The sequence below is a fragment of the Idiomarina sp. 28-8 genome (assembly GCF_000320945.2).
Lineage (GTDB): Bacteria > Pseudomonadota > Gammaproteobacteria > Enterobacterales > Alteromonadaceae > Idiomarina > Idiomarina loihiensis.
In genome coordinates this window covers 42,108-55,175 of record NZ_DF266793.1, presented here as the reverse complement: position 1 = coordinate 55,175, position 13,068 = coordinate 42,108, and the positions used below count along the sequence as shown (strand labels likewise).

11 protein-coding genes and 1 pseudogene are annotated in these 13,068 nt (G+C 46.8%); 9 read left to right on the top strand and 3 right to left on the bottom strand.

Annotated elements, in window-relative coordinates; translation table 11 throughout:
- Positions 1 to 1,993: pseudogene (prlC, locus tag RJ32_RS12355) on the top strand (oligopeptidase A); the annotation flags it as partial.
- Positions 1,994 to 2,001: 8 nt separating this feature from the next.
- Here the strand turns inward: prlC and RJ32_RS12350 are convergent.
- Complete coding sequence (locus tag RJ32_RS12350) at positions 2,002 to 2,223, bottom strand: DUF2970 domain-containing protein (protein ID WP_034822630.1); 222 nt, start codon at positions 2,221 to 2,223, stop codon at positions 2,002 to 2,004.
- Positions 2,223 to 2,525, bottom strand: a complete 303-nt coding sequence (locus RJ32_RS12345; RefSeq protein WP_034822628.1) for a hypothetical protein — start codon at positions 2,523 to 2,525, stop codon at positions 2,223 to 2,225. Before RJ32_RS12345 ends, RJ32_RS12350 begins: the two co-directional genes overlap by 1 nt.
- A gap of 135 nt (positions 2,526 to 2,660) precedes the next feature.
- Here RJ32_RS12345 and rpe point away from each other — a divergent pair, with 135 nt between their 5' ends.
- The 5 genes from rpe to RJ32_RS12320 all read left to right on the top strand — a co-directional run bounded on the left by rpe (position 2,661) and on the right by RJ32_RS12320 (position 8,235).
- Positions 2,661 to 3,335 (top strand): ribulose-phosphate 3-epimerase, encoded by a 675-nt coding sequence (gene rpe, locus RJ32_RS12340; protein WP_034822626.1) that lies wholly within the window; start codon positions 2,661 to 2,663, stop codon positions 3,333 to 3,335.
- An 11-nt stretch (positions 3,336 to 3,346) separates the two neighbouring features.
- Positions 3,347 to 4,354, top strand: coding sequence for a tryptophan--tRNA ligase (gene trpS, locus RJ32_RS12335; protein ID WP_034822624.1), 1,008 nt, complete (start codon positions 3,347 to 3,349; stop codon positions 4,352 to 4,354).
- 8 nt (positions 4,355 to 4,362) lie between these two features.
- Positions 4,363 to 6,408, top strand: a complete 2,046-nt coding sequence (locus RJ32_RS12330; protein ID WP_034822622.1) for a bifunctional diguanylate cyclase/phosphodiesterase — start codon at positions 4,363 to 4,365, stop codon at positions 6,406 to 6,408.
- Between the two features lie 4 nt (positions 6,409 to 6,412).
- On the top strand, positions 6,413 to 6,994 hold the full coding sequence (locus tag RJ32_RS12325) for an aminodeoxychorismate/anthranilate synthase component II (protein ID WP_034822620.1): 582 nt from the start codon (positions 6,413 to 6,415) through the stop codon (positions 6,992 to 6,994).
- A 68-nt stretch (positions 6,995 to 7,062) separates the two neighbouring features.
- Positions 7,063 to 8,235 carry an HDOD domain-containing protein gene (locus RJ32_RS12320; protein WP_011235546.1) on the top strand — a complete coding sequence of 391 codons (1,173 nt, stop codon included), beginning with the start codon at positions 7,063 to 7,065 and terminating at the stop codon, positions 8,233 to 8,235.
- A gap of 5 nt (positions 8,236 to 8,240) precedes the next feature.
- Here the strand turns inward: RJ32_RS12320 and RJ32_RS12315 are convergent, their stop codons facing one another.
- Positions 8,241 to 8,945, bottom strand: coding sequence for a flagellar brake protein (locus tag RJ32_RS12315; RefSeq protein ID WP_034822618.1), 705 nt, complete (start codon positions 8,943 to 8,945; stop codon positions 8,241 to 8,243).
- Between the two features lie 327 nt (positions 8,946 to 9,272).
- On the opposite strand from RJ32_RS12315, the gene RJ32_RS12310 reads away from it, so the two are divergent.
- The 3 genes from RJ32_RS12310 to astD are packed head-to-tail and all read left to right on the top strand — an operon-like array spanning position 9,273 to position 13,010.
- Positions 9,273 to 10,490 carry an aspartate aminotransferase family protein gene (locus RJ32_RS12310; protein WP_034822616.1) on the top strand — a complete coding sequence of 406 codons (1,218 nt, stop codon included), beginning with the start codon at positions 9,273 to 9,275 and terminating at the stop codon, positions 10,488 to 10,490.
- 13 nt (positions 10,491 to 10,503) lie between these two features.
- Entirely contained in the window at positions 10,504 to 11,526 is a 1,023-nt protein-coding gene (gene astA, locus RJ32_RS12305) for an arginine N-succinyltransferase (protein WP_034822613.1), read from the top strand.
- 14 nt (positions 11,527 to 11,540) lie between these two features.
- Positions 11,541 to 13,010 carry a succinylglutamate-semialdehyde dehydrogenase gene (gene astD / locus RJ32_RS12300; RefSeq protein WP_034822611.1) on the top strand — a complete coding sequence of 490 codons (1,470 nt, stop codon included), beginning with the start codon at positions 11,541 to 11,543 and terminating at the stop codon, positions 13,008 to 13,010.
- The last annotated feature ends 58 nt before the right edge of the window (positions 13,011 to 13,068 follow it).

Here is a 13,068-nt window from a genome sequence, read left to right as displayed (position 1 = left end):
GAGCAAATTAAACCCGAACATATACAACCCGCTGTTGAAGAGTGCATACAGCACGCTCGAAAAACCATTGATGAAGTACTGGAACATGGTGATTTTAGCTGGAATGGTTTGATTGAACCTTTGACCGATGCGGATGAAAAGCTTGAGCATGTCTGGGCACCGGTATCGCATTTGAACTCCGTAAAGCACGCCTGAACTGCGTGAAGCGCATGACAGTTGCCTGCCATTGTTGTCGGACTACGCAACCTATGTAGGACAGCACAAAGGCTTGTTTGACGCTTATCAGGCACTGCGTGAAAGTGACGAGTTCGACAGTTTGACCGAAGCCCAGCAAAAACTCATTAACGACACCCTACGTGATTTTCGTTTGTCGGGTGTGGATTTACCCGAAGACAAAAAGAAACGTTATGCTGAAATTTCATCGCGGCTGTCTGACTTGTCTTCAACCTTCAGCAACAACTTGCTGGATGCCACCCACGCATGGACTTGCCTGATTACCGATGAAAGCCGCCTGGCTGGCTTGCCGGAAAGCATCAAAGAAGCTGCAAAAGAAACCGCAGCAGACCAGGAAAAAGAAGGCTGGTTGTTCACTTTAGATATTCCAAGTTATCTGCCGGTCATGTTGTACGCCGAAGACCGGGAGCTGCGTAAAGAAATGTACCAGGCTTTTGTGACCCGCGCGTCGGAAACTGGACCTAATGGCGGGGAGTTCGATAACTCTGAGGTTATGAACGAAACTTTGGCTTTGCGTCATGAAATGTCGGAGCTGTTAGGTTTTAACGACTTTGCTGAAATGTCACTGGCGACGAAAATGGCTGAGTCGCCGGAGCAGGTATTAGGTTTTGTGCAGGAGCTTGCCAATAAGTCTAAAGCACAGGCGAAAGCCGAGTATGCTGAAATTGAAACCTTTGCGGCAGAGCAAGGCGTGGAGAAAATGGAAGCCTGGGATGTTCCTTACTTTAGTGAGCAGTTAAAGCAGCAGCGCTACTCTATTTCCGATGAATTATTACGCCCCTACTTTCCTGAGCAACAAGTGCTAAACGGTTTGTTTGAGGTGGTTAAGCGCCTGTTTGGCATGACGGTTAGCGAGCAAAAAGACGTAAAAACCTGGCATGAGAATGTGCGTTTCTTCCGCATTCACGATGCCGACGGACATTTGCGTGGCAGCTTCTACCTGGATCTCTACGCGCGTTCAGGCAAGCGAGGAGGCGCCTGGATGGCGGATTTTGTCGGCCGCAGAGTGCACGCCGATGGCGAATTGCAAAACCCGGTGGCCTTTTTAACCTGTAATTTTAGCAAGCCGGTGGGTGGTAAGCCTGCACTCTTTACTCACGATGAAGTGCTGACATTATTCCATGAATTCGGTCATGGCTTGCACCACATGTTAACTCAGGTCGATACCGCTGGTTTGTCTGGTATTAACGGTGTTGAATGGGACGCTGTTGAGCTGCCCAGTCAATTCCTGGAAAACTGGTGCTGGGAACCGGAAGCGCTGGCATTAATATCCGGACACTATGAAACCGGTGAACCGCTGCCGCAGGAGCTTCTGGAAAAAATGCTGGCTGCGCGCAATTATCAGTCGGCTATGCAAATGATGCGTCAATTGGAGTTCTCGCTGTTTGATATGCGCATTCACCACGAGTTTGACGAAAACACGGGTGCGCGTATTAGTGAAATTCTGAGTGAAGTGCGTCAGCAAACTTCGGTACGTATTCCACCGGGGTACAACCGTTTTCAGCATAGCTTTGGTCATATCTTTGCTGGCGGCTATGCGGCAGGTTATTACAGTTACAAATGGGCTGAAGTGCTGTCGTCTGATGCGTTTGCGCGCTTTGAAGAAGAGGGCATATTTAACGCTACAATCGGGCGCGACTTTTTACATGTCATTCTGGAACGTGGTGGCAGCCGTAAAGCCGCAGATTTATTCCAGGAATTTCGTGGTCGCGAACCGAATGCCGAAGCTTTGTTACGTCATAGCGGCATAACAGCCTGATGTTCACATCAGGCTGCGATAGCCATAACCAAGTTGACGAGACCAATTAAACCAAAGACGAATAGAATGGTAAGAATAACGCCAATGATGATGTAGGCTTTCGGACTACCATGCTGGAAGTCTCGTTGGCGGTTTTTTTCTGTTTGCACACCTAAAAATGCCGCCAACACACTCATAACCATACTAAAAATTCCTGGTTTAGAGGTTTTATTTTCGGTAGATTCAGACATTAATCAGTGTATTCGTTTTGATAATGTTTTTTGTTGCTGTCGCTTGAACTCGAGATTAACTCAATCAAGTCGAAGAAGTGAAATTGTACGGACCGGCTGTCGCCTTTTAACCAGCTAAACCATGTCACTTGCTCGGCAGCTAACTGACACTCAACAGAGGTGTTACTGGGTTCTATTTCAGTGACAAGCTGCTGGCAGCGCTGAGTGGGGTTTTGCTGAGCAACGAGCGAGGAAGGACTCACGATAGCAAGCGCAGTAAACGCAGCTAATGCTAGTGATGTTATTATTGTTAGTAATCGCATGAAAGTCCCTCTCAAGTCTTGATTGACTAATTTATCAGCGATTTTGTAAAAATTCTAGTCATCATTGCGAATTTTTTTGTCATGGGTTAACTGCTACAATAAGCATCATTTTGAAATAGGTCAGGAAAACGAACAATGAAACCACTAATTGCACCGTCGATACTGTCCGCGGACTTCGCGCGGTTAGGTGAGGAAGTTGACGCGGTATTGAACGCTGGTGCCGATGTCGTGCATTTTGACGTAATGGATAACCACTACGTGCCTAACCTGACGATAGGTCCTATGGTATGCAAAGCGTTACGTGATTACGGAATTGAAGCGCCAATTGACGTGCATTTAATGGTTAAGCCTGTTGACCGTATTATTCCAGACTTTGCCGAAGCCGGGGCTTCTATCATTACTTTCCACCCGGAAGCATCCGACCATGTTGACCGGACTTTACAGCTTATTCACGAACAGGGTTGCCAGGCGGGTTTAGTGTTAAACCCTGCAACACCGCTGCATTACCTTGATCATGTTATGGATAAAGTGGATGTCATTTTACTGATGTCGGTTAATCCGGGTTTTGGCGGGCAGTCTTTTATTCCGTCAACGCTTGATAAGCTCAGAGCGGTGCGTAAACGAATTAAAGCAAGTGGGCGCGACATACGCCTGGAAGTGGATGGTGGTGTTAAGGTTTCAAATATTGGTGAAATTGCAGAAGCTGGCGCGGACATGTTCGTTGCTGGTTCAGCTATTTTTAATGCGGATGATTACGCCAGTGTCATCCAGACAATGCGCGATGAAATCGCTGCGGTAACAGGTTCTTAGAGGAAACAGTAATGTCGAAACCAATTGTGTTAAGTGGTTGTCAGCCGTCGGGACAGTTGTCTATTGGTAATTATATTGGCGCATTACGTCAGTGGGTTAAGATGCAGGACACTCACGACTGTAAGTTTATGTTGGTTGATCAGCACGCCATTACTGTACGCCAGGACGCCGAGAAACTGCAGCAAGCAACTCTTGATGGACTGGCTTTGTACCTGGCTTGTGGCCTTGACCCGGCAAAAAGTACGGTGTTTATTCAGTCGCATGTGCCGGAACATTCTCAATTAGCCTGGGTGCTTAACTGCTACACGCAAATGGGCGAGCTAAACCGCATGACGCAGTTTAAGGATAAGTCTCAGCGTCACGCTAGTAATATTAATGCGGGTTTGTTCACTTATCCGGCGTTAATGGCGGCAGACATTCTGTTGTACCAGGCGAATGAAGTGCCGGTGGGCGATGACCAGAAGCAGCACCTGGAAATGACGCGTAATGTTGCTGAGCGTTTTAATAACTTGTATGGCGATATTTTTACGATTCCGGAACCAATGATTCCAAAAGTCGGTGCGCGGGTGATGTCACTGCAGGAACCGACTAAGAAAATGTCAAAGTCGGACGATAATCCAAATAATTTTGTCGGCTTGCTGGAAGAGCCGAAGAAGATTCTGAAGAAAATTAAGAAAGCCGTTACCGACTCTGATGAGCAGGCGCGCATTTACTTTAATCAGGAAGAAAAGCCGGGCGTCTCGAATTTGCTTAGCATTATGTCAGCTGCCACAGGTAAGTCGATAGACGAGCTGGTACCTGAGTACGAAGACAAAATGTACGGGCATCTAAAGGTGGATGTGGCGGAATCTGTGGTTGCCATGCTGGAACCGATACAGCAGAGGTATCACGCAATGCGTAATGATCAGGCATTTTTGCAACAGGTTATGAAACAAGGCGCTGATAAGGCACGTGAAGCCTCAGCAAAAACTTTGTCAGATGTTTATAAAGCGGTAGGTTTTGTACCTTACCCGGGATAAATTTAACTATGGTGGATAAATCTCCGGAACAGCGCGAAAAGGAGTTGCTAACCAGTGTTGAAACCATGGCTAACATTGGCAGCTTTTGGTATGAACCCGCGTCCGGAGATTTATATTGGAGCCCTCAGTTACGAGAAATTCATGGTGTAGCCCAGGATGAACCCATTACTTATGAACAGGCAATGGCGTTTCACCTTCCTGAATACCGTGAAAATATTGAGCACCTGGTCGAGCAAAGCTTTCAAAATCACCATAGCTGGTCGGCAGAAAGCTGTCTTAAAGACAGAAGCGGAATAATTCACTGGGTTGCTATTACGGGCATTACCCGAACGCTGAAAAATGGTGACATGGCACTGTTTGGTGCCATTCAGGATATTACGGTTAAAAAGTACCGTTTGCAGCAGTTGCAAGAGCAAGCCAACACCTTACGCAGCACACTGGACAATTTACTGGATGCAGTTATTACCATCGACAATAACGGCATGATTATTAACTTTAGTGTGCCGGCTGAACGCATGTTCGGTTACAGCGCCGCTGAAGTGAAGGGTAAAAATGTTAGCGTGTTAATGCCTGAACCCTATGCCCGTGAACATGACCGTTATATTAGTGCTTATCAAAAAACAGGCCGCGCCCGCATTATTGGTATTGGCCGCGAAGTTCAGGCTAAGCGCAAAACTGGAGAAGTGTTTCCTATCGATTTGGCGGTAACCGAGATAACGCATTCTGGTGAAACGCAATATGTTGGCATTATACGGGATATTACCGAGCAAAAAGAAAATGCCCGTAAGCTTGAATATTTAGCAAACTTCGATGAGCAAACGGGGTTGCCAAATCGTCATCGTTTTCTTGATCTGGTTGAGAAACGTATTGAAAGTCAGTTACCCATTGCTGTCGCAGCCGTTAATATTGACTACTTTAATCGCGTTAATACAATTCACGGACACGAGGAAGGTGATCGTGTTATTCAGTTAATTGCACAGCGAATGAGAAAAACTATTGGCGATTCGGGCTGGATAGCGAGAGATCTTGGTGACAGATTTTGGGTGGGGGTTATGCAGGACTCTACCGAAACCAGTCTGGCTATTATTGATAAGCTGCACGGCGTACTGCGCGAGCCGTTTAAAACGGCATTCCAGACGCATTATCTCACCGCAAGTGTCGGTGTCAGTTTAAGTGGAGGTGATGAAAATGCTTCCGGACTGCTGTCACAGGCCGATACGGCAACGTCTAATGCACGACATAGCGGCCGGGATAAAGTTGCGGTACACCGAGCTGAAATATCTAACTCGGTTGTAACCGATGCCGAAACCGAAGTGGCCTTACGAGCGTCTTTGGGTAAAGGGCAGTTCGAATGCTGGTTGCAGTCTAAAGTGGATACCAACGGTGTTGTTCATGGTGCAGAGGCTCTAATGCGTTGGCGCAACGAAGCCGGAGAGATCATTCCTCCAGATCAATTTATTCCAATTGCGGAGCGTTTTAAGCTGATTATTCCTATGGCTAAAGAATTGTTGAGTCAGGTCGCTTTCGTTGTGCGGCAGCTGAGCGATAAAGGGCTTAATGATCGTATAGCGGTGAATGTCAGTCCAATTGAGTTTTTACAAGACGACTATGTCGAGACGGTACAAAGAATATTTGCCGAACAAAATGCACCGCTGAATCAACTGACCATTGAAATTACTGAAAACTTACTGTTAGCTGACCCTGAAATAGTCGAGCAAACAATGTCGCGGCTTGCCGGGCTCGGCGTCGTATTTTCTATTGATGACTTTGGGACTGGGTATTCTAATTTCATGCGCATTCAGCAACTGCCAATAGGCGAGCTAAAGATAGACCGGGAGTTTGTTCAGCTCGCAGAGGTGAATGACAAACATATGGGGCTGCTGCTGGCTATGCTGAATATGACTAAATCTCTATCGGTTTCCTCGGTAGCAGAAGGCGTAGAAACTGAAACTCAGGTTAAATTACTGAAAGAAAATGGCGCTGATTTATTGCAGGGGTTCTACTTCGCCCGGCCAGTCCATTTTAAAGACTGGCTAAGCGAGCGGCTGTCCTAGCAGTATGATTGTTTTAATTGATAACTTTGATTCATTTACTCACAACCTTGCACGCTACTTTCGGGAATTAGGCGAAGACGTTAGTGTTTTCAGGAATAATGAATTAACCCTTACCGACATAGAGCAGATAGCACCGCAAGCACTTGTTATATCACCTGGCCCCTGTACTCCCAACGAGTCGGGAATATCTTTAGCTGCTATTGAGCACTTTCAGACTAAGCTGCCAATATTAGGTGTGTGTCTTGGTCATCAGGCATTGGCACAGGTTTTTGGTGCAAACGTTGTTCGGGCAGAAAAAGTTATGCATGGAAAAACCAGTGTGATTAAACACTCCGGCGAAGGACTTTTCCGACAGCTGAATAACCCATTAGAAGTGACCCGTTACCATTCCCTTGTTGTTTCTCCTGAAAGCTTATCAACAGATTTTGTCATTGATGCCGATACAGAAACCGAAAAAGGTCAGCGCGAGATTATGGCAATAAGGCACCGGCATTTGCCGCTGTTTGGTGTTCAGTTTCATCCCGAGTCTGTGATGACAGCACAAGGACATAATCTGTTAGCGAATTTTTTACGTTATATACGATAATCAGTAAGTAGTATTTTCTCTGCTTATTCAACATAATACTGCCGCAGTTCAGATAATACCGAGGTAACATGTTCCACTTTTTTGCGGGTACCACAGAAGGCGGTAGTAATGATCCCGCCCTGCGCTTAGAAAAACGCTTTATCAACTATCTGATAAGCTTCCCGTTTGCGCGTAAAACTCGCTCAAAAGAAGATGGTACCGACGACGAAGAGCATGAACAGCGACGTAAGCTTTTAGAAGTTGAGCGTCTCAATTACGAAGAGCGCGATCGTAAAGCGCAGGCGCGCCAACGGTACGCCGATCGTATTTCTGATGAATTGCATGAAGAGATTTATCATCGTGCGTTGAAAACCATCGAAGATGGTGACTACATTCGCGAGCGCTTGATCCCACTACCTGAAAAGCTACCTGAATTGCTCGATACGCTTAGCATGAAAGCCGCTTCTATGCGCCGGATTGAGTCCGTTGTGCAAGGTATGGACTGGTTTCATACGGGGTTAATCCGTACGGTCAATCAACCACCGTTTATTGATCGGAATAAGCAGGTGAAAATTGATAACCTTCGGGTGGCCATGAGCTTTGTGGGCACCGAAAACCTACGCCTGCTGGCTCCCGCTTATATTATGCAAAACTGGCTGCCGCCGGCAACGCAACCCTTCACCTTATTCCGCCGCAAAATTTGGGAGCATTCGCTGGGTACGGCTATTGCTGCACACAATATTGCGGTAGAGCGTAACCTGCGAGATCCGGTTCTAGCCTATACCATTGGTATGTTCCATGAGCTGGGAAAAATTGCCTTAACCAAGCTGTATTTGCGTTTATTTGATGATGTGCAGCGCGAATTCGCTATGCAAAGCGTTAACGATAAGTCACCCGAGCGCCACAATACTATTGTCACTTTAACTCCGGACGAACGCTTTCTACGCGACTTAATGCTGGAAAAGGATAAAGACGTGAGCTATCTGGTTGCTGAAGGCTGGGGGTTAAAGCGTGTTCCGGTAAGCAAACACTTATTGGCTTTTACGCAAAGCAAAACGAAAGACAAAGGCTATGAATCTGAATACGCGGAAGCCTTAGCCCAAGCTAATGCTTATTGCGAATTCAGAATGCTGCGGGAAGTGGACCTTGCCAGTCTGGAAGAGGGTAAACATCTACTCAATAAGCATTCAATAACGTCAGAAACTGTTGCTCGCTTGCACAATGTGAGCTTAAAACGCCCGCCAATTGTCGTGCCGGAATAGAGAGGTCAGCACTCAAACTCGGTGTCGATTAATAAATGCTCGAACACTTTACCGATATGCGCTTCCTCGTCAGTGAAGCGCACGCCAACACTTATCATTCCATGCTCTTTGCGCTGATTCATAATTTGACCTGAAAGAGTCAGAGGCTCTTTCTGAGAACCCGAGCCAATACTGATTTTTATATTCATATGAGTGACATTACCTGTCTGGTTCTGCGCCTTAAACACAATTCGACACCCGGCAGAAGAGATATCGACGATAACACCACTGGCCAATTTCTTTTTAGTGTTAGTCTGGCTGCCGTCAGCAGTAACATCGACTGGAATGTGTGTTCGAACCCTCCGCTGTGCGCGTAGTGCGCGATTCTCAATTTCTTTCGGATAATCCAGATACAGCAACCTGAACGGGATATTTGAGACGGCCCGGATCTTTGTTTTAAACGCCAGGCATTCACCCGCTTCTCCCTCTAAAACCAAGCGAACAATAACCGGGTTGCCTTCATATAACACATCGGCATAGCTGCCGTCAGTGCGTGGATTCGGCTGTTTTAACAATAAATAGTTACCGGTATCAAAGCCCACAACCTGAAGCTTGGTGCGCACCTTGGTCGCCGAAGAAAACTCAACATCAATTACGTCGCCCGGACGTAAGTAGGTAAGCTTTAACTGTGGTTGAGATGAGGCGTTCAGGGGCGGAGTCTGATTTTCCATAACGTCTTCTGTTGCCGAACATTTATTCAATAAGTCAGGCTAAATTAACACCAGTTAAAGATCAATGTAATTCTGCGTACTTAAATGTTAATTCGGAGAAAACATTTTCGTGACCTAAAAAATAATGACTAAAGATTCATGGTTTCAGTATGCATTAGCATAACTATTCGTATCTTATGCAAGAAAAGCGTAAACCCTCGGGATTAGGGATTTATAACCGAATTATCACAGACAAACTGCACAAATTTTGGCATAATAGCCGGCTACTTTTAGAGATGAATTTGTTGACACCTTTGTTAACTCGCTAAGGCGATAAGGACGAGAGTAATGACAGACAATAAGACAGTAAACCGTGAAATGTTTAATGATGTAATGGTTCCAAACTACAACCCGGCATCGATGATTCCAGTTAAAGGAGAAGGTGCTCGTGTTTGGGATCAAGAAGGTCGTGAGTATGTCGACTTTGCCGGTGGTATCGCTGTGAACTGTCTTGGTCATTGCCACCCAGCGATGGTGTCAGCCCTACAGGAACAGAGCCAGAAGTTGTGGCATCTAAGTAATGTTTTTACCAACGAACCGGCAATTCGTCTGGCGAAGAAATTAACCGAAGCCACCTTTGCTGATCGCGTTTACTACGCTAACTCAGGTGCTGAAGCCAACGAAGCGGCATTAAAGTTGGCGCGTCGCTGGGCAATTGAAAAGCACGGTGAGCATAAGCAACAAATTATTGCTTTTACCAAAGGTTTCCACGGACGCACCTTCTTTACCGTAACCGTGGGTGGCCAGCCAGCCTACTCTGACGGTTTTGGTCCAAAACCTGGTGCTATTGAGCATGTGGATTACAACAACATCGACGCGCTTAAGGAACTGATTTCCGACAAAACTTGCGCGGTAATGATGGAGCCATTGCAAGGTGAAGGCGGCGTAGTAAGCCCTGACGTGGAATTCGTGAAGGCGGTACGTGAACTGTGTAATGAAAACGACGCGTTATTGATTTTTGATGAAGTACAAACAGGCTTTGGCCGTACCGGTAGCCTCTATGCTTATGAACAGCTGGGCGTAACGCCGGATATTCTGACTTCAGCCAAGGCTTTAGGCGGTGGTTTCCCTATTGGCGCTATGCTGACAACAACGGAAATTGCTGAGCATCTTAAACCTGGTACTCACGGTAGTACTTACGGCGGTAACCCACTGGCATGTGCTGTATCAGAAGCGGTACTTGATGTTGTGAATACGAAAGAAACGCTGGACGGCGTGAAGCAACGTGAGCAGTGGTTCAAAGAGCAACTGGCCGCAATTAACGAAAAATATAACGTGTTCAGCGAAATTCGAGGTCAGGGCTTATTACTTGGCGCGGCAATGAATAAAGAGTACGAAGGGCGTGCGCGCGACTTCTTGCTGGCCGGTCAGGAGCATGGCGTGATGGTACTGATTGCCGGTGCTAATGTGGTGCGTTTTACCCCGTCACTGGTTATTTCTGAAGAAGACATTAAAGAAGGCCTGCAGCGCTTTGAAAAAGCTGTTGCTCAGGTCGTCGGTCAATAACTGAGGCTGTTTTATGTTGCTAATCAGACCCATTAAGCCGTCAGATTACGAAGCGTTATATCAGTGCGCGATTGAATCCGGTCATGGTTTTACTTCCTTACCGGTAGACCAGTCGCTGCTGGAGCGCCGCATTAATGCGGCGCAAAAAGCATTCGCTAAAGACACCGTTGAAACACCGGGCGATGAAAGCTACCTGTTTGTTATGGAAGATACCGAAACCGGTACTATTGCAGGTGTCAGTGGTATTGAAGCTGCGGTGGGTTTGAATGAAGCCTTCTGGCATTACCGTTTGGGTAAAGTTGTGCATCATTCAGAAAAGCTTAATATTTATAATGCGCTGGAAACCTTAACCTTGTGTAATGACTACACAGGTGTTTCTGAGCTATGCACTCTATTTTTGCGTGAACCCTACCGGCACAATATGAACGGACGTACTTTATCTCGTTTCCGTATGCTGTTTTTAGCGCAGTTTAAACAGCGTTTCAGCGACTGGGTAATAGCCGAAATGCGCGGTGTTTCAGATGAAAATGGTGATTCGCCATTCTGGAACTGGCTGGAAGAGAACTTTTTCTCAATGGACTTTCCTAAAGCAGACTATTTAAGTGGCATTGGCGACAAAGTCTTTATTTCTGAACTGATGCCTCGCTTCCCTATTTATACCAACTTGCTGAGTAAAGAAGCGCAGGCGGTTGTTGGCAAAGTTCACGACAATACCCGTCCGGCGCTGAAATTACTGGAATCTGAAGGTTTCCGCTTCCGCGGGTTCGTCGATATATTTGACGCAGGGCCAACGGTTGAAGCTGAAGTGTGTAATCTGAACAGTGTCCGTAACAGTCGTTTAGTGACGGTAACTGTCAGCGAATCTACAGCGGAACAAGAAGGCATTCCTCACATTGTCTGCAACACGCAACTGAAGAACTTTCGTGCGACCAAACTGTCTTTACCGGCAGGTGCAGACGAACTCATATTGACGACAGAACAAGCCCAGGCAATGCATTTAGAAAGCGGCGATGAAGCCCGCATTGTTGCACTCTAAGCAGGAGTATTTGTATGACGAACAGTATTCAATTTATAGACGGTTGTTGGGAAGCTGGTGAAGGCCAGCTGTTCAAATCGATTGATCCAGCACGAAACGAAGTTATCTGGAGTGGCGAAGCTGCCAGTGAAACTCAGGTTGAAAAAGCCATTTTGGCAGCACGGGCGGCATTTCCGGATTGGTCTGGCCGCAGTGTTGAAGAACGCCTGGCTATCTGCCAAAAATTCTCTGAATTGCTGGAAGAAAATAAAGAGCACCTGGCTCGTACCATGGCCAAAGAAACCGGCAAACCTATTTGGGAAACTCGTACCGAAGTGGGCGCTATGATGGGAAAAGTGGCTATTTCAGAACGAGCCTACCATGAACGCACCGGTACCGTTGAAAACGACATGCCGGGTGCAAAAGCCTTTATCCGCCACAAGCCGCACGGCGTGGTCGCTGTTTATGGCCCTTACAACTTTCCGGGGCATTTGCCTAACGGGCACATTGTACCGGCACTTATTGCGGGTAACACCGTGGTGTTCAAGCCAAGTGAACTGACCCCTATGGTGGCTCAGGAAACCGTGAAATTATGGGAAAAAGCAGGCATCCCAGCGGGCGTTCTTAACCTGGTTCAGGGTGAAGTGGAAACCGGTAAAGCATTGTCAGCGCATCCACAAATTGATGGTCTGTATTTCACCGGCTCATCAAATACCGGTCACCTGCTACATAAACAATTTGGCGGTCGTCCGGATAAAATTCTGGCACTGGAAATGGGCGGTAATAACCCATTGTTGGTGACTAATGTGGCTGATATTGATGCAGCGGTACACAATATTGTGCAATCGGCTTTCATCACTTCTGGTCAGCGCTGCACTTGTGCACGTCGCTTGTTCATCGAAGATTCTGAGCAAGGTCGTGCTGTACTGGAACGCCTCATTGAAGTGACTGAGAATATTCTGGTCGACGACTACGAAGCTGATCCACAGCCATTCATGGGTGCTATGATTTCTGCTAAAGCTGCGGGAGAAATGGTCGATGCACAGAATGAGCTGTTACATAAAGGAGCTAAGTCATTAGTTCGTATGAAGCAGGCTGACTCGAAGAAAGGGTTTGTCACTCCGGGTATTGTGGATGTAACCGGAGTTGAAGATTTACCGGACGAAGAACATTTTGGACCATTACTGAAAGTGTATCGCTTTAAAGATATCGATGCGGCTATTAAAGAAGCGAACAACACACGTTATGGCCTGTCTGCCGGTGTTTTGTGTGACGATGAGCAAACCTATCGTTACTTCTTTAAACACATTCGCGCAGGTATTGTGAATTGGAATAAGCCGATTACTGGTGCCAGCAGTGCTGCACCTTTTGGCGGTATCGGTGCAAGCGGTAATCACCGTGCTAGTGCGTATTATGCGGCGGATTATTGCGCTTACCCGGTTGCCTCAGTGGAAGCTGACAGCATGAGCTTACCTGAGAGTTTAGCGCCAGGGCTTAAATTTTAATCGCAATCTGTGCTAGTTTAGTGGCTGGGCAACGTATGGGTTGCCTGGCCGCGTGACA